The sequence below is a fragment of the Nocardia wallacei genome, from assembly GCF_029869545.1.
Taxonomy (GTDB): Bacteria; Actinomycetota; Actinomycetes; order Mycobacteriales; family Mycobacteriaceae; genus Nocardia; species Nocardia wallacei_A.
Map to the genome: position 1 here is coordinate 41,970 of NZ_JARWQD010000369.1, position 17,081 is coordinate 59,050.

Here is a 17,081-nt window from a genome sequence, read left to right on the forward strand (position 1 = left end):
GAGTGCAGTAATGGCCCTGGACGCCGAAATCGACCGCGACGAGGTGCTGCGGCTGATCCGCACCGCGCTGGACGAGGATCTGCGGTACGGACCCGATATCACCACGGCGGCAACGGTTCCCGCGGATGCCGTGGTGAAGGCATCGATGGTGTCGCGGCAGCAGGGGACCGTGGCGGGCCTGGACGTGGGGCTGCTCGTGCTGGACGAGGTGATCGGCGCGGGCGCCTACGAGGTCACCGAGCGGGTCGCCGACGGCACCCGGGTGTCGCCCGGGGATTCGGTGCTGGACCTGGTCGCGCCGACCCGCGGCCTGCTGACCGCCGAGCGCACCATGTTGAACCTGGTGTGTCATCTCTCGGGCATCGCCACCGCCACCGCCGCGTGGGTCGAGGCGGTGGCCGGGACGCACTGCCGGATCCGCGACAGCCGCAAGACGCTGCCGGGCCTGCGCGCCCTGCAGAAGTACGCGGTGCGGGCCGGAGGCGGGGTCAATCACCGCATGGGCCTCGGCGATGCGGCGCTCATCAAGGACAACCACGTGATCGCCGCCGGTTCGGTGGTCGCGGCGCTGCGGGCGGTGCGGGAGCTGGCCCCCGAGATCGCCTGCGAGGTCGAGGTGGACACCCTCGACCAGCTCGACGCGGTGCTGGCCGAGGACGTGGAACTGGTGCTGCTGGACAACTTCCCGCTGTGGGCCACGCAGGCGGCGGTGCAGCGCCGCGACGCCCGCTCGCCGCGGACGAAACTCGAGTCCTCGGGCGGGTTGTCGCTCGATGCCGCCGCCGACTATGCCCGCACCGGCGTGGACTACCTCGCCGTCGGCGCGCTCACCCACTCGGTGCGCGTGCTCGACCTCGGACTGGACATGTAGCCGGTCAGAGCCCGAATTCGGCGGGAGCGAGCCGCAGCACGCGGCAGCATTCGCGCAGCGCGGCCGCCTCGCGAGTGTCGAATTCGCCCGCCGATTCGGCGATTTCGAGCCCGACCCGGACCGCCGCGCGGGCCTGAGCGGGACGACCGGTGGCACGGGCGACCTGTTGCAGCACGTACGCGCGGCCGAAGGCCGGATCGAGGGTGACTCGACGCCAGTTGTCCTCGAACAGGGTGCGCAATTCCTGCGACGGGAAGTGGTTCAGCGCGGGTGTGCTGCCGATCCGGTCGGCCACGCGGCTGCGCTCGGCCGGGTCGGCGGCGCCGGTCGCGCTCACCAGCGTGCAGACTCCGACGGCGGCGTCGCGAAATACACTGTGGCGTAACGTATCCGGTGTGATGTGCGCATCACCGGCAAGCTGCATGGTGCCAACCCCCTGAGTCGTCCCGGGTGATTCGCATGTCTCCGCTACCGGGTCTGAACAACGACAGGCAGACGCTAACAGAGATCACCGACAGGAAAAGCCCCGGAAGTTGTGGGGGCGCGGAGATCTCGGTTCGGCGGCGGTTGCGGGTTGCCGGGTGCGGCGGTGGATGCCGGGGGCGGCAATGTCGAGGCAATCGCTTTCCCCGTGAAATGTCCAGTGCCACCGAGGTTTTCGGAGACACAACGGCCAGGCGGGCGAGGGTCGGGATCCGGACAGCCGGGTGCGCGTGCCGCGGGTGCGGGCGACCCGGGCGACCGAGCATCCGGCGGGTATCGATTGCGGCCGGTGTGCGGCGGACGGGTGAATTCGCGGAGTGATCTCGGCCACAGCCACTTTCGGCGGCGGACCGATCCGGTTCAGGCGGTCAGCTCCCGCTCCAGCGGCGTGCGGAATCGGGGTATCGCGCGCACCTCGCCGAACCAGGCGCCCATGCGCTCGGCCTCCGCCTCGATCAGCGCCCGGGCGTCGCCGCCGACGTCCTCCAGCAGCCGCCACACGATCTCGCCGTCCTTGCGCTGCGCCCACCCGCCGACGATGCGGCCGTCCCACCACACGGTCGGGCCGATATTGCCGTTGCGGTCGAACAGGGCCGGGGCGTGCGGGCCGAGGAACCAGTCGCGGGACTGCCAGCCCATCGGCGTGGGGTCCAGCGCGGGCAGCAGTGCCGCCCACGGCTCGGGCGCGGGCACGGGTTCGAGGTCATCGGCCAGTGTGATGCCGGTGCTGCCGCCGAGATCCACCTCGGCGATGTCGAGGTGCGCCAGGGACTTTCGCACCTCGCCGAGCGACCATCCGGTCCACCACTTCAGGTCGGTGACGGGCGCCGGGCCGAAGGTGGACAGCCAGCGGCGCACGAGTTCGGTGCGCGCCCGATCGACCGGGATCTCGGGAATCCCTGCGGGCAGCCAGGATTCGATCGGTGCCCAGGTGTACTGGCTGCTGGCCCAGCTGCCGTTGGGGCGGCCCCGCACGATATGTCCCGCGCAGCCGAGCATCACCAGCACCCAGGTGGTGATGTTGGTGGGCTTGGAGTACGACTTGCCGGGCGCGGTGTCGATCTGCGTGCGCAGCCGCGGCACCGCGGCCGACAGCTGCGCTCCGGTCGCGCTGCCGCGGGCCAGCAGCTCGCGATGGGTCTCCTGTTCGACCTCCGCCAGCCAGCTCGCCACATCCCCGTCGACGGCCTGCTCCAGATAGCGGCCGTAGGTGCGGCGCTGCTTGATGGCCAGTCCATCGGCGACCGCGGTCTGCAGCGCGGGCAGCAGATCTACCGGCACCACGAACATGGTGCGGCGCATGGCCAGCATGCGCAGCAGCGTCCGATCCTCGTAGAGCGCCTTCTCCACCTGCGCGGGCTCGAGCCCCCGGCCGCGCGCGGCCACGGACAGGAACACCGTCGCCGGATCGGTCGCGTGCAGGGCCACCATCGCCTCCGCCACGGCGGTGACGTCGCCGGACCGGGCCGCGGGCGCCAGCAGGTGCCGCACGCCAAGCCGTGCCCGCCGCTGCGCAATATCGATCGAACGCATGAACGAATCCTAGGCGCATGCGGTGCGGCTCGTGTCTCGCAGGCGTCAAACGCCCTGCAGGACACGATCGAGTGCCGCCCGGCCCGCGGGTCCCCAGTGTGGTTTGCCGCCGGGCAGTCCGCGATCTCCGTTGTGCCCCATGAGCATCAGGAACAGGCTTTTCAGGGCGGCCAGCCCGCGGGCGCGCCGGATCGCCGCCGCGTCCGCCCGCGCGTAGGTGTCGAAGAACCGTGCGGCGGTGCCCGCGGGCAGCAGCACCCACGCGGCGGCGAGATCCCACGCCGGATCGCCGGCGAACATGTCACCGAAGTCGATCACTCTCGCGAGCGTTCCGTCCGCGACGACGACGTTCGCGGGATGCAGGTCGCCGTGCACCCACACCGGCGGGCCGTCCCACGCCGGGGCCGCCACGGCGTCGGCCCAGACGGCCCGGACGTCGGCGGCGAGATCGCCGGGGGCGACGGCCCGGAGGAAGTTCTCGAAGCCGTCCGTGTGGTTCCGGGGATGGCCACCGCGATCCGTCGCGGTCGGCGCCTCGGCGGGTGCCGCCACGTGCAGCGCCCGGAGGAAATCCGCCAGTGTGTCGGCCGCGTGGGTGCCGCGGCTGATCGAGCCGTGGTCCAGGGGTTCGCCGGGAACCCACGTCATCACGGTCCAATGCTTGGGGAAGCGCTCGGACGGTTCCCCGAACCGCACCGGGATCGGCACCGGCAGCGGCAGGCGCGGCGCCAGCACGGGCAGCCACCGCCGCTCCTTCAGCTGCGGCTCCGGCCCGGGATCCATGCGCTGCACGCGCACGGCCAACTCCTCCCCGAGCCGCCACGTCTGATTACCCCACCCACCCGCCACCTCCCGCAGGTCCAGCCCCGCCAGATCCGGATGCTGCTCCCGCAACAATTCCCGCACCAGCCCCACCCCAACCTCGATCTCCCCATCGCCCATACGAACTCACACTACCGACCCACCACCCGCTCACCGTGAGCCGCTTTCCCGGCGTGCTTTCGGCCGGGATCCCCGTGGTGGCGGGCACGCCCGGGCCCGGATGCGATGATGCATGGATGAGGCGGCGGTGTGGGTGGGTGGTGCCGGTGGTGTTGTTCGTCGTGCTGGGGGCGACAACCCTTGTGGCGCCGGGTGTTTCGGCCGAGTCGGGGTGTGCGGTGCGGGTCGCGGTGCGGCCGGTGGGTCTCACCGTGGACGGTGAGGCGGCCACCGGGCGCGTGTACGAGCCCTATCGTTGCGCCGAGGGGGATTCGGAGGCCCGGAGTCTCGTGGTCGCGGTGCACGGGCACGACAACACCTCCGCCGACTTCGCGGACTACCTCGGCGCGCTGGTGCGCCGCACCGAGGTCCCGCTGCTGACGATGGACATGCGCAGCGCGGACAGCGTCTGGCGCACCGGCGACTGGAACCTGCGGGCGGGCCGCGACGACGTGCTGGCCGCCACCCGCCGGTACCGCGACGAGCACCCCTCGATCGCGCGCACCGTGCTGTGGGGCTGGAGCCAGGGCGGCATCACCAGCGGCCTGGCGGCGGCGTACGCGCCGCCGGGACTTTTCGACTATTGGGTCGACACCTTCGGTCCCGCAGACGCTTTCACGGCCTGGGCCGGTGCCGACCGCATGGCCCCCGACCTCCGCGGGCAGATCGAGCGCGACGCCGGAGGCTGCCCGCCCGTGGCGTGCCCGCAGGCATACGCCGAGCGCTCGCCCGCCCTGCTGGCCGACCGCATCGGCGTGCACCGCACCGTCCTGGTGCACGGCACCGCCGACAGCCTGGTGCCCTACGCCAACAGCCTGGAGATGCGCGCGGCACTGACCGCCGCGGGCAAGCCCACCTCCCTCTACACGATCGCCTCCGGACGCGACCTGAACGGCGCGGTGGTACCCGGCGAGCACGGCATCGGCCCGGCGTTCTTCGAGAGCGGCTGCGTCGTCGAGCGCCTGGTCGGCGGCACGGAACCGGTCGACGGGGGAGACCGCGACTACCACGTCGACGTCGCCCGCGGCATCGCCACGGCACCGGCGGCGCCACCCGGCGCCAAATGCGCGGCCTGACCGGGCGCTATCGTCAGCGGCATCCGGCGGAAGGACACCGGGGTGACCGCCGCACAGCCTCCCGTGCACACCGTCTGATGGCTATCGTCGGGGGAGTACACCCACGACGCGAGGGAGGTACATCATGCGGGTGGTGGTGGCCGGTGCGAGCGGGGCGATCGGCAGGCCGCTGGTGCGGAGGCTGGGGGAGGCCGGGCACGAGGTGGTCGCGCTGACCCGCAGCCCCGGCGGCGCGCGGCGGCTCACGGAACTCGGGCTGCGGCCGATCGTCGCGAACGTCCTGGACCGGGCCGGGCTGCTGCGCGCGGTCGAGGGCGTGCGGGCCGAGGCGGTGATTCACGAGCTGACCGCCTACCGGCGTTCCCCGCCCACGCACTACCGCAGCCCGGGCCTGCGGCAGACGAACGAGCTGCGCACGACCGGCACCCGCAATCTGCTCGAACTCGCGAAAGTCGTAGGGGCGCAACGGTTTGTGACCCAGTCGCTGATCCTCGGCTACGGCCTGCGCGACCACGGCACCGCGGCCGTCACCGAGGCCGCCGAATTCGGCAGGCCCGACGGCACCCGCGCCGACGCCTCCCTGACGGCCCTGCGCGCCGCCGAGGACCTGCCCGCCCGGGCGCCCGGCATCGAGTCCGTCGCGCTCCGGTACGGATTCTTCTACGGCCCGGGCGCCTCCGACCTGTTCGCGCGGATGCTGCGCCTGATGTTGCTGCCGCTGCCGCGGCGGGCAACCGGAACGACCGGCTGGATACACGTCGACGACGCCGCGGCGGCGACCGTGGCGGCGCTGGAGCGAGGCCGCGCGGACACGGCCTACAACATCGTCGACGACGAGCCCGCGAGCTGGGGCGCGATGTTCACCGAGCTGGCCCGGACCATCGGCGCGCCCACCCCACCGCGGCTCCCGGACCGGCTCGTGCGGCTCGGCGCGCCGCTGGTGGCCCGCCAGATGCTCGACATGTCGATCCGGGTGTCGAACGCCGAGGCCGCGGTGGAACTGGGGTGGCATCCCGCCCTGCCGAGCCTCCGTGACGGCCTCGCCACGCTGGCGCGCTCGCGGTGACATATGTCGCCCGCGACGCGGAACAGGTTCGGGCGGAGCGCGGTTGTTCCGGAACGGAATCGGACGAACTCGAAGTGGAGGCGCGATGAACAAGCCCGCGGACCCGGCATATCACTGGGAAGGTGACAAGCTCGACCTCGACGCGTACCTCGCCCGCATCGGGTTCACCGGCGAGCGCACGCCGACGCTCGAGACGCTGCGGCAGCTGCAGTACGCCCACACCACGTCCCTGCCGTTCGAGAACCTGGAGATCATCCTCGGCCGCTCGATCCCCCTGGATCTGGAATCGTTGCAGGACAAGATGATCCGGCGCCGGCGCGGCGGATACTGTTACGAGAACGTCGGTCTGTTCGCCGCCGCCCTGGAACGTCTCGGCTTCGGTGTCACCGGCCTGAGCGCGCGCGTCGAGATGGGCGCGCCCAGCGGGCTGCGGCCCGCGACCCACGCGATCGCGCGGGTCACCACGGCCGACGACGACCGAGTGTGGCTGTGCGACGTGGGATTCGGCGCCGGTCCGCTCGCGCCCCTGGAAATGCACCCCGACCGCGGCGAGGTGAAGGCCGGTGAGTGGCGGTTCCGCGTGGAGCGCACCCGCGGTGAGCTCGACAGCGAGCTGTGGGTGGTGCACCACTTCGCCCGCGAGGGCTGGCTGGCGCGCTACACCTTCGCCACGACCCCGCAGTACCGCATCGACTACGCGGTCGGCAACCACTTCGTCTCCACCTCCCCGCGTTCGCCGTTCGTGACCCGCCCGTACGTGCAGCGCTTCCTGCCCGAGGTGCATCACGTCATCGACGGCACCACCTGGATATCGGAGTACCCGGACGGCAGCTCGCAGTCCCGTGAACTGGAGCCGTCCGAACTGCCGAAGACGCTCGCCGACGTGTTCGACATCGAACTCGACGAGGCCGACATCGCCACGCTGGCCGCGTCGCCGGGGCTGTACCACTGATCCCGGATCGCGGGCGAGCGCTCCCGCGTGGGGGCGCTGTCGGCCGGTAGGGTCGGGCGGGTGCGCACCGGTATGAAACTGTTCGCCCTGTTCGCCACCCCGGTCCTGGCCCTGGCCGCCTGCTCGGACACGTCGGCCGACCGTCTCGACAGCACCGTCAACGACTTCGCGGACGCGCTCAACCGCGACGATGCCGCCGCCGCGGCCGCCGTCACCACCGATCCGGCGCAGGCGTCGGACACCCTCACCAAGCTGTACGACAGCCTCGGCAAGGAGGCGCAGTTCCAGGTCGACAAGATCGACAAGACCGACAACGGCGCCACCTTCACCCTCGCCGCCACCTGGAAGCTGGGCCCGGGCGGCAAGAACCAGTGGACCTACCAGACCACCGGCGCGGCCGAGGAGTCCGGGGACAGCTGGAAGATCCGCTGGAATCCGGCGACCGTCGCGCCGGGCCTGGACGCCGGGCCGCTGAGCTACGGGACCGTCGCCCCGAATCCGGCCGCGCGCGTGCTCGATCGCGCCGGCGCGGACCTGCTGACCGAGCAGGTCGTCACGCTGGTCAACCTCGCCCCCGGCGCGGACGTGAATGCCGTTGCGGCACTGTTGAATCCGCTCGAGCCCAGCATCACCGCCGCCTCGCTGCAATCGGAACTGGCCGGGGCGCAAGGTAAACCGGTGACCGCGGTCGCGCTGCGCCAGACGGACCTGGATCCGATCCAGGACCGGCTGGCCGCGCTGCCGAACGTCACCCTGGCCCCGCAGACCCGGCTGCTGGCCACCGACAGGGAGCTGAATTCGCCGACGCTGTCCGGACTTTCGGAGCTGTGGCAGCAGCAGACCGACGCGGCCTCGGGATGGGCGGTGCGCGCCACGACCCCCGCGGGCACGCAGCGCGTCGGCGGGCAGGACCCGAAGCCGGTCGCCGACATTCCCAGCACCCTCGACACCGGCATGCTGCGCGCCGCCGACGCCGCGCTGGCGTCGATCGCGACCCCGGCGGCCATGGTGGTCATCCAGCCCTCGACCGGAAATCTGCTCGCGCTCGGCCAGAATCCGCCCGCCGACGCGCAGGGCCCGATCGCGCTGACCGGCCTGTACCCGCCGGGATCTACCTTCAAGACCGTGACCGTCTCGGCGGCGCTGCAGACGGGCCGCGTCACCCCCGACACCATGGTGGCGTGCCCCGGCACCGAGAACATCGAGGGCAGGCAGATCCCCAACGACAACAACTTCGACCTCGGCACCGTGCCGCTGCACACGGCGTTCGCCAGGTCCTGCAACACCACGATGGGACGGCTGGCGGTGAACCTGCCGCCGGACGGCCTCACCCGCGCCGCCGCCCAGCTCGGGCTCGGCATCGACTACACCGCGCCCGGCATGACCACCGTCACGGGCAAGGTGCCGGTCGCCGACACGCCCGCCCTGCGCGTCGAGGAGGGAATCGGTCAGGGCAAGGTGACCGCCTCACCGTTCGGGATGGCGCTGGTGGCCGCGGCGCTGGCGCACGGTGCGGTGCCCGATCCCGCCATTGTCGCGGGCAGGCCAGGCGTGCCGGACCGGAGGCCGGAGCCGCTCCCGCAGACCGTCGCCGATCAGGTGAAGGCGATGATGCGCGAGACGATCACCGACGGCACCGCCACGCAGCTGCGCGATATCCCGGGCATGCTCGGCAAGACCGGTACCGCGGAGTACATCGACGACAAGCACGCGCACGGCTGGTTCGTCGGCATCGACGGCGATCTGGCGGTGGCCGTGTTCGTCAGCGACGCGGGCAGTTCGGGCCCCGCGGTGGAGGCCGCGGGCCGGTTCCTGCGGGCGCAGCGCTGATCGTGTGACACCAGAGCAACAGTGACCGGAAAGTGATGTAGGACACAGGAGATCTCGGCCGGATCGCGCCGTGATCTCACCCGCATCTCAGGGCATTCGTACATATTTCACACGGATGTCGCTCCGGCGGCAGACCCGCCCGTCCGGCCCGCTACACTCGTCCGAGGAACGCGCGGGCAACCCGCGCGCGGTAAGTCACGGATCGCGGAGAACTCGGAGTAGTGCCATCGAAACCGGCCAAGTGATCGCAGGGCATTACCGCCTGGTCGAGCGGATTGGCAGCGGCGGCACAGGCGTCGTCTGGCGTGCCGTCGACGAACGGCTGGAACGGTCCGTCGCCATCAAGCAGATCCTCACCCAGCCCAGCCTGCCGGCGGGGGAGAAGGAAATCGTGCGGCAGCGCGCCTCTCGCGAGGCCCGCAACGCCGCCCGCTTCCAGCACCCGAACGCCATCGTCGTCTTCGACATCACCGATCACGGCGGCGACCCCTGCCTGATCATGGAGTATCTGCCGTCGCAGAGCCTGGCCGTGGTGCTGTCCTCGCAGGGCACGCTGCCGCTGCCGCAGGTCGCCCGGATCGGCGAGCAGGTGGCGTCGGCGCTGGTGGCCGCGCATCGGGCGGGCATCGTGCATCGCGATGTCAAGCCCGGCAACGTGCTGCTCGGCGAGAACGGCACGGTGAAGATCACCGATTTCGGCATCTCCAAGGCGAAGGGCGATGTCACCCTCACGGCCACGGGCCTGATCTCCGGCACCGCCGCGTACCTGGCGCCCGAGGTGGCGCGCGGGGCCGAGCCGACTCCGGCGGCCGACGTATTCGCCCTGGGCGCAACGCTTTTCCATGCGCTGGAGGGCGAGCCGCCCTACGGCACCAACCCGAATCCCCTGGCGCTGCTGTACGCCGCGGCCAACGGGCAGCTCAGCGAGCCGCGCAATGCCGGTCCGCTCACCGATCTGCTGCTGTCGCTGCTGAGCTTCGAGCCCGAGGACCGGCCCAGCATGACCGAGGTGCGCGACGAACTGGCCGATTTCGCCGAATTCGGTTCCGGCGAGGAGACCACGCGGATGCTGGCCACCCACCGGCCCGCCGCGCGCCGCCACGCCACCCCGACCCTGGATCGCCGTGCGGCACAGGCCGATATCTCCACCGCGGAGATGATGGCCACGGCCGCACCGGTTTCCGAGCCGGACCTGCCGCCGGTGCGGCCCGTCCGCTCCGGTGCCCACCCGGCCACCCGCTCCAATCCGGTACCGTCGGCGCCCGAACCCCCCGCCGCGCCCCCCACCCGCCGGTGGGCGCTGGTCGGCGGATTCGTGGTGGGCCTCGGAATCGTCGCCGCCGCACTGTACTTCCTGTTCGCCCCGCCGAACACGAATCCCCCTCCGTCGCAAGGCGGTTCGGCGGCCACCAGCGCCCCGGCCCGCAGCAGCACCCCCAGCTCCGGCGCCCTCGGCCAGACCAAGAGCGTCGGCCAGGCAGACCCGCAGCAGGCCATCAATGAGACGAAAGAGTTCTTCGATACTCTGACCGAATCCGATCCGAGTAGCGCATGGAGCCAACTGACTCCGGCCGCGCAGCAGGTGTACGGCAGCCAGCAGGCGTTTCAGACGTACTGGAGTCAGCACCAGGTAACGAACTTCAGCACCATTCGGGTGGACGGCAATGGCAGCGCGAATTCTGACGGTTCGGTAGACATCGGCGTCGCCAGCGTGACCTATGCCGATGGCCGGAACAAGTCGGTGGTGCTGCGATTCGTCAAGGCGAGCAATGGGAACCTGCTCATCGACAGCGATACGCGAGCCTGACCGCCCGGCTCGAAACAAAAAGGTGGTGCGCGCCCGTGGGCACGCACCACCGTTCTGATCGTGTTAGTTCACGCTCCTGGATTGTTCGCCGCGACGCAGGCCACCGCTCGGCACGCCTTGGCGCTTGCGTCCGCGGGACCACCTCCCGGCATGCGTCTATTTCATTGTCCCGGCACGCCGCTACTTCATTGTCCCGGCACGCCGCTATTTCATTGTCCCGGCATGCGGCTACTTTCATTGTCCCGGCACGCTTTTGGCCGGGATCCCCGCGGCCCAGTTCGCCAGTAGGCGGAGGGCGGTTTCCGACGGGGTGCCCGGGTCGACGGTGTGGGCGATGTAGGCATGGTCGGGGTCGTCGGGCAGGCGCAGGTTTTCGTACGATCCCGCGCACCTGGTCGTGGTCGAGGAGTGGAGCGACGCCCGCGCCCTGGAAGCCCACTTCACCACGCCGCATTTCCGGCACGTCGCGCAGGTATTCGACGAGATCCTGGCCGAGCCGATGGTCATCCGCCGCCTCGTCGCCGAGTAGCGGCATGCCGCGGTGGCGCAATCGCGTCCTATCTCGGGGTATCGCGGCAGGCGGTGCCCCGGTTAGCCTTTCGCGATGGATACACGGCAGATGCTCAGGGAGGAGCGCGCCGAGCTGGTCTCGCTGTTGCGCACCTTGTCCGACGCGGAGTGGGAGGCGCCGTCGCTGTGCACGGGCTGGCGGGTGCGCGATGTGGTCGCGCACCTGCAGACCGATACCGTCTCGCTCTCGTCCTACACCGGTCTCCTGGTCCGGGGCCGGTTCTCGGTCGACCGGGTCAATGACCTGCTGGTCCGCAAGATGGCGCCGCTGCCGCCCGCGACGCTGACCGATCGGCTCGCGGGCCCCGAAGGCTGGTTCTCGCGCATGTTTCCGGGTCTCGCCCTCGCCGACACCTTCGTGCACCAGCAGGACATCCGCCGCCCGCTCGGCCGCGAGCGCAAGGTCCCCGCCGAGCGCCTGCGCGCGGTGCTGTCACACCCCGACCCGTTCGCGTTCCCGCGGCGCTACACCCGCGGCCTGCACTTCACCGCCACCGACCTCGACTGGACCCAGGGCGCGGGCCCCGAGGTCCGCGGCCCCGCCGAGGCCCTGGCCCTCGCCATGGTCGGCCGCCCCGCCGCCCTCGCCGACCTCGACGGCGACGGCGTCCCCCTCCTCCGCGAACGCCTCGCCTGACCACCGACCGTTCTCGTTGTCAGCGGCCGCGGTGCTTGGCCTTGCGTTTGCGGGCGGTGAGGTGTCGGCGGTGTTCGGCGGCCTGGGCGCGGCGGCGTTTGGCGGCGGCGCGGTTGAGGTGGCCCGCCTGTTCGTGGGCCGCGCGCAGGGCGTCCTGGGCGGCGGAGGTGAGGGGGCGGGACGCCTGTTCCCGCGCGGCCTGGCGGGCAAGGCGTTTCGGGTTCACCGTCGTCTTCGGGCGGGCACCGGCCGGAACCGGGGGTGCGGCGAGGGCCCGGTCGAGCAGTCCGCCGTAATGCCGGACCGCGAACTCCTCCAACTCGGCGCCCGAGGGCTCGGAGCCGAAGACATGGCGTGCCGCGCGCACGCCGCAATCGTCGGTGATCTCCAGGACACCGACCCAGAACTGGCCGTCGAAATACACGCTGAACGTGCTCGGCATCGTTTCCTCCCATGGTTGTGGTGATGATGAGGACGCGCCGGACACCCTGGGAGGGAGGTTACTGAGCCGCATGCGGCCGCCCGGACTACCGACCGGGCCGTGTTTTAGCTCGTCCCGCCGCGAATACTACCGCCGCCGGAGGCGCGGGAGGGATGGCCGGATCGACCTATTAGGCTGGTAACCGGGTCCGGAGCCCCTCGGCTCCGGGCGAAGACCAGCACAGACAAGGATTCCGCACCGCTATGACATCCCGCATCGAGCTCGCCCGCGTCGATCTGCGCGGTCGTACTCCCACCGCCGCCGAGCTGCGCACCGCGCTGCCGCGCGGGGGAGTCGACGTCGACTCGGTGCTGCATCACGTGCGGCCGGTCGTGGAGGCGATTCGCGACCGGGGTGTCGAGGCGGCACTGGAATTCAGCGAGAGGTTCGACGGCGTGACCCCCGCGGCGGTCCGCGTCCCGGCCGCCGAACTGGACCGGGCGCTGCAGGAGCTGGATCCGCCGGTACGCGCGGCGCTGGAGGTCGCGATCGAACGCACCCGCGCGGTGCACGCCGACCAGCGGCGCACCGACACCACCACCGAGGTCGTCCCCGGCGGCACCGTGACCGAACGCTGGGTGCCGGTCGAGCGCGTCGGCCTGTACGTGCCCGGCGGTAACGCGGTCTACCCGTCCAGCGTCGTGATGAACGTGGTGCCCGCCCAGACCGCCGGTGTCGACTCGCTGGTGGTGGCCTCGCCGCCGCAGCAGCAGTTCGGCGGGCTGCCGCACCCGACGATCCTCGCCGCCGCCGAGCTGCTCGGCGTCGACGAGGTCTGGGCGGTCGGCGGCGCGCAGGCGGTCGCGCTGCTGTCCTACGGCGGCACCGATACCGACGGCACCCCGCTGGCGCCGGTCGACATGATCACCGGCCCGGGCAACATCTACGTCACCGCCGCCAAGCGCCTGTGCCGCGGCTTGGTCGGTATCGACGCCGAGGCCGGGCCGACCGAGATCGCGATCCTCGCCGACGCCACCGCCGATCCGGTGCACGTGGCCGCCGATCTGATCAGCCAGGCCGAGCACGACGTGCTGGCGGCCAGCGTGCTGGTCACCGACAGCCCCGAGCTGGCCGACGCCGTCGACGCCGCGATCACCACTCAGCTGGCGGTCGTCAAGCACCACGACCGGGTCGCGGAGGCGTTGTCCGGCAAGCAGTCCGGCACCGTCCTCGTCGACGACATCGATCAGGGCCTGCGGGTGGTGAACGCCTACGCCGCCGAACACCTGGAGATCCAGACCGCCGACGCGCCCGCCGTCGCGGCCCGGGTCCGCAGTGCCGGAGCGATTTTCGTGGGCGCCTGGTCCCCGGTGAGCCTCGGCGACTACTGCGCCGGTTCCAACCACGTGCTACCCACCGCCGGATGTGCCCGGCACTCCTCGGGTTTGAGCGTGCAGACCTTCCTGCGCGGCATCCACGTCGTGGAGTACAGCGAGACCGCGCTGAAAGACGTTGCCGGACACGTGGTCTCGCTCGCGAACGCCGAGGATCTTCCCGCGCACGGTCAGGCCGTGCGGGCGCGGTTCGAGGCGCTGTCGTGACCGGGCAGCGGGTCCCGGGCTCCGCGCTCACGCTCGAGGACCTGCCGCTGCGGGACAACCTGCGCGGCAAGAAGCCTTACGGCGCACCGCAACTGACGGTGCCGGTACAGCTGAACACCAACGAGAACCCGCACCCGCCGACCCGTGCCCTGGTCGACGATGTCGCGGAGTCGATCCGCGCCGCGGCCGCCGACCTGCACCGCTACCCGGACCGCGACGCGACCGCCCTGCGCACCGAGCTGGCCGCGTACCTGACCCGGCAGACCGGGGTGGCGCTGGACGTGGCGAACGTGTGGGCGGCCAACGGCTCCAACGAGATTCTGCAGCAGCTGCTGCAGGCGTTCGGCGGGCCCGGGCGCACCGCGCTGGGGTTCGTGCCGTCGTACTCGATGCATCCGATCATCTCCGAGGGCATCGATACCGAGTGGGTGGAGGCCAAGCGCAACGCTGACTTCTCCCTCGACATCGATTACGCGGTGCTGACGATCGCCGAGCGCCGTCCCGATGTGGTCTTCGTGACCAGCCCGAACAACCCGACCGGGCACAGCATCGCGCTGCCCGATCTGGTCCGGATCCTCGATGCCGCACCGGGTCTCGTGGTGGTCGACGAGGCGTACGGCGAGTTCTCCGGCGCGCCCAGCGCGATCGAGCTGATCGACCGGTTCCCCGCGAAACTGGTTGTCACCCGGACGATGTCGAAGGCCTTCGCCTTCGCCGGGGGCCGCCTCGGCTATCTGGCCGCCGCCCCGGCCGTGATCGACGCGATGCTGCTGGTGCGGCTGCCGTATCACCTGTCGGTGGTCACGCAGGCGGCGGCGCGGGCGGCCCTGCGCCACGCCGACGAAACCCTGGGCAGCGTCGCGGAATTGGCGGCCGAGCGGGACCGGGTGGCCCCGGCGCTGCGCGAGATGGGCTACGTGGTCTCGCCCAGCGACGCCAACTTCCTGCTGTTCGGCCACTTCGCCGACGCGCCCGCGGCCTGGCAGCGCTTCCTCGACGAGGGCGTGCTGATCCGCGACGTCGGCATTCCCGGGCACCTGCGGGTCAGCATCGGATTGGCCGCGGAGAACGACGAATTCCTGCGCGTCAGCGCGAAACTGGCCGCCACGGCACTGGAGGGGCGACTGTGAACCGAACCGCGCGGGTGGAGCGCACCACCAAGGAATCCAGCATCGTGGTCGAGCTGGACCTCGACGGCACCGGCCGCACCGATATCGCCACCGGCGTCCCGTTCTACGACCACATGCTGACCGCGCTCGGCGCGCACGCCAGCTTCGATCTGTCGGTGCGGGCCGAGGGCGATATCGAGATCGAGGCGCACCACACGGTCGAGGACACCGCGATCGTGTTCGGTCAGGCGCTGGCCCGGGCCCTCGGCGACAAGCAGGGCATCCGCCGCTTCGGCGACGCCTACATCCCGATGGACGAGACCCTCGCGCACGCCGCCGTCGATGTGTCCGGGCGGCCGTACTGCGTGCACACCGGCGAACCGGATCACCTGCTGCACACGGTGATTCCGACGAACGGCCCGGGCGCGCCGTATTCGACCGTGCTCAATCGCCACGTCTTCGAGTCGATCGCGCTCAACGCCCGCATCGCGCTGCACGTGCGGGTGCTGTACGGACGCGACCAGCACCATGTCACCGAGGCCGAATTCAAGGCCGTGGCACGGGCTTTGCGTGCCGCGGTGGAACTCGACCCGCGGGTGACCGGGGTGCCGTCGACGAAGGGGACGCTGTGACGACCGTCGCGCTGCTGGACTACGGCTCCGGCAACCTGCACTCGGCCAACCGCGCCCTGATCCGCGCCGGTGCCGAGGTGACGGTGACCGCGGATCCGGAAATCGCCTTGAACGCAAACGGTTTGGTGGTGCCGGGCGTCGGCGCCTTCGCCGCCTGCATGGCGGGCCTGCTGTCGGTGCGCGGCGACCGCCTCATCGGCAAGCGCCTCGCGGGTGGCCGTCCGGTGCTCGGGATCTGCGTGGGCATGCAGATCCTGTTCGAGCGCGGCGTCGAATTCGGCGTCGAGACCGACGGCTGCGCGGAATGGCCGGGCACGGTGGACCGGTTGCCCGCGTCGGTGCTGCCGCACATGGGCTGGAATACCGTACGGGCGCCGGAGGATTCGGTGCTGTTCGCCGGGATGGATCCCGAGACCCGCTTCTATTTCGTGCACACCTACGCGGCCCGCACCTGGGAGCTGCCGGAGGGCGGCCCGCTCGCCCCGGCGAAGCTCACCTGGGCCGAGCACGGCGGCCCGTTCCTGGCCGCCGTCGAGAACGGCCCGCTCAGCGCCACGCAGTTCCACCCGGAGAAGTCCGGGGATGCCGGTGCGCAGCTGCTCCGCAATTGGGTGAAGTCGCTCTAGCGGAAGCGGGGATGTGATCCAGGACACGCTCCAACCCCGGCGTGCTGGCGAACTCTCGGCTACCGGACCGGCTATCGTCGCCTCGACGAGGCACGACACGGTGGAAAGGGACTGCCATGGGCGACATTCCGGCACTGCTCGCGACCGCGTTCGACATCCCCACCTGGCTGCGCTACTTCTCGGCAGGTCTCCCCGAGACGGGTTCCGGTTCCTGAGTCCCGGCCGATATCAGCGCATCGCCTGTACGGGGTCGACTCGGCTGGCCAGCCAGCGGCCGTCGACATTGTCCAGGTAGACCCGCATGCTGGAGCGGATCGGCTGTGGCAGGCCGAGTGTGACGTCGCTGCGCGTCGACTGGTCGACGGTCACCATGATCTCCGCGTGCTCGGGGTCGGAGGTCTCGGTGCGGCATTCGACCGTCTTCGCCTCGGCGATGGTGTGCGAGCCGGTGGCCCGGGCGCGCCGCTCGGCGGCGGAACCCTGGAACTGTTCGCGGAACGGGCTGGTCGAGCGGTCGAGCACGCGCTGGTCGTAGTCGTCGTAGGCGTTGAAGTCGAAGGTGCTGAACTGGCGGCCGAAATCGCACGCGGCCAGCTGGGCGGGGTCGGTGGGGGCCGCCGCCGCCGGCGGTATCACGACCGGCGCGGCCACCGCGACCGCCGCCGAGGGCAGCGCAATCACGAAGCGGCGCAGCGTGATCCGGGGCATGACTGAATCCTTGTTCGTCGACACTATGGGTAGCCGCAACCCAGGATACGCACGCGGAGCGGGTGACCGGATGGTAGCCGGTGGGTCGGCACAACGTTGTTCGTATAGCCCGCCGAGAGGTCCGGCAAACCTCGCAGATCCCGGCGCACGGCCGTGACCGGCGTCCTATTTGCGCCAT

Annotated in this window: 17 protein-coding genes; 12 read left to right on the forward strand and 5 right to left on the reverse strand. The window is 71.1% G+C overall.

The features are described 5' to 3' along the window. Positions 1–10 precede the first annotated feature (10 nt). On the forward strand, positions 11–871 hold the full coding sequence (gene nadC / locus QH290_RS33880; RefSeq protein WP_280387383.1) for a carboxylating nicotinate-nucleotide diphosphorylase: 861 nt from the start codon (positions 11–13) through the stop codon (positions 869–871). 4 nt (positions 872–875) lie between these two features. Here nadC and QH290_RS33885 read toward each other — a convergent pair whose 3' ends face one another. From QH290_RS33885 to QH290_RS33895, 3 genes are all read right to left on the reverse strand, one after another. Next, positions 876–1,295, reverse strand: a complete 420-nt coding sequence (locus QH290_RS33885) for a tellurite resistance TerB family protein (protein WP_280387385.1) — start codon at positions 1,293–1,295, stop codon at positions 876–878. Between the two features lie 419 nt (positions 1,296–1,714). Next, the gene (locus QH290_RS33890) at positions 1,715–2,887 is read right to left on the reverse strand and encodes a winged helix DNA-binding domain-containing protein (RefSeq protein ID WP_280387387.1); all 1,173 of its coding nucleotides are present in this window, start codon (positions 2,885–2,887) and stop codon (positions 1,715–1,717) included. 45 nt (positions 2,888–2,932) lie between these two features. After that, positions 2,933–3,829 (reverse strand): aminoglycoside phosphotransferase family protein, encoded by an 897-nt coding sequence (locus tag QH290_RS33895; protein ID WP_280387389.1) that lies wholly within the window; start codon positions 3,827–3,829, stop codon positions 2,933–2,935. Between the two features lie 116 nt (positions 3,830–3,945). Here QH290_RS33895 and QH290_RS33900 point away from each other — a divergent pair, with 116 nt between their 5' ends. From QH290_RS33900 to QH290_RS33930, 7 genes are all read left to right on the forward strand, one after another. Further along, entirely contained in the window at positions 3,946–4,944 is a 999-nt protein-coding gene (locus tag QH290_RS33900; RefSeq protein WP_280387391.1) for an alpha/beta hydrolase family protein, read from the forward strand. 124 nt (positions 4,945–5,068) lie between these two features. Next, the gene (locus QH290_RS33905; RefSeq protein ID WP_280387393.1) at positions 5,069–6,010 is read left to right on the forward strand and encodes an NAD-dependent epimerase/dehydratase family protein; all 942 of its coding nucleotides are present in this window, start codon (positions 5,069–5,071) and stop codon (positions 6,008–6,010) included. An 85-nt stretch (positions 6,011–6,095) separates the two neighbouring features. Continuing rightward, a complete protein-coding gene (locus QH290_RS33910; protein ID WP_280267443.1) occupies positions 6,096–6,962 on the forward strand; it encodes an arylamine N-acetyltransferase family protein in 867 nt (288 codons plus the stop codon). 72 nt (positions 6,963–7,034) lie between these two features. Continuing rightward, positions 7,035–8,792, forward strand: coding sequence for a penicillin-binding transpeptidase domain-containing protein (locus tag QH290_RS33915; RefSeq protein WP_280387428.1), 1,758 nt, complete (start codon positions 7,035–7,037; stop codon positions 8,790–8,792). A 241-nt stretch (positions 8,793–9,033) separates the two neighbouring features. Then, positions 9,034–10,599, forward strand: a complete 1,566-nt coding sequence (locus QH290_RS33920; RefSeq protein WP_280267442.1) for a serine/threonine-protein kinase — start codon at positions 9,034–9,036, stop codon at positions 10,597–10,599. A gap of 397 nt (positions 10,600–10,996) precedes the next feature. Beyond that, positions 10,997–11,128, forward strand: a complete 132-nt coding sequence (locus QH290_RS33925; protein WP_280387394.1) for a putative quinol monooxygenase — start codon at positions 10,997–10,999, stop codon at positions 11,126–11,128. A gap of 75 nt (positions 11,129–11,203) precedes the next feature. Further along, positions 11,204–11,806: a maleylpyruvate isomerase family mycothiol-dependent enzyme gene (locus tag QH290_RS33930; RefSeq protein ID WP_280387396.1), complete on the forward strand. Its 603-nt coding sequence runs from the start codon at positions 11,204–11,206 to the stop codon at positions 11,804–11,806. 19 nt (positions 11,807–11,825) lie between these two features. Here QH290_RS33930 and QH290_RS33935 read toward each other — a convergent pair whose 3' ends face one another. Beyond that, positions 11,826–12,248 carry a YjdF family protein gene (locus tag QH290_RS33935; RefSeq protein ID WP_280387398.1) on the reverse strand — a complete coding sequence of 141 codons (423 nt, stop codon included), beginning with the start codon at positions 12,246–12,248 and terminating at the stop codon, positions 11,826–11,828. Between the two features lie 242 nt (positions 12,249–12,490). Here QH290_RS33935 and hisD point away from each other — a divergent pair, with 242 nt between their 5' ends. Genes hisD through hisH form a run of 4 tightly spaced genes read left to right on the forward strand, consistent with a single transcriptional unit; the run spans position 12,491 to position 16,195 of the window. Continuing rightward, on the forward strand, positions 12,491–13,828 hold the full coding sequence (gene hisD, locus QH290_RS33940) for a histidinol dehydrogenase (protein WP_280387400.1): 1,338 nt from the start codon (positions 12,491–12,493) through the stop codon (positions 13,826–13,828). Further along, positions 13,825–14,958 carry a histidinol-phosphate transaminase gene (locus QH290_RS33945; protein WP_280387402.1) on the forward strand — a complete coding sequence of 378 codons (1,134 nt, stop codon included), beginning with the start codon at positions 13,825–13,827 and terminating at the stop codon, positions 14,956–14,958. The genes hisD and QH290_RS33945 overlap by 4 nt, the downstream gene beginning before the upstream one ends. Then, positions 14,955–15,569: an imidazoleglycerol-phosphate dehydratase HisB gene (gene hisB / locus QH290_RS33950; protein ID WP_280267436.1), complete on the forward strand. Its 615-nt coding sequence runs from the start codon at positions 14,955–14,957 to the stop codon at positions 15,567–15,569. Before QH290_RS33945 ends, hisB begins: the two co-directional genes overlap by 4 nt. Further along, positions 15,566–16,195 (forward strand): imidazole glycerol phosphate synthase subunit HisH, encoded by a 630-nt coding sequence (gene hisH, locus QH290_RS33955; RefSeq protein WP_280387405.1) that lies wholly within the window; start codon positions 15,566–15,568, stop codon positions 16,193–16,195. Before hisB ends, hisH begins: the two co-directional genes overlap by 4 nt. A gap of 228 nt (positions 16,196–16,423) precedes the next feature. Here hisH and QH290_RS33960 read toward each other — a convergent pair whose 3' ends face one another. Next, positions 16,424–16,903 carry a hypothetical protein gene (locus QH290_RS33960; RefSeq protein ID WP_280387407.1) on the reverse strand — a complete coding sequence of 160 codons (480 nt, stop codon included), beginning with the start codon at positions 16,901–16,903 and terminating at the stop codon, positions 16,424–16,426. Positions 16,904–17,081 lie beyond the last annotated feature (178 nt).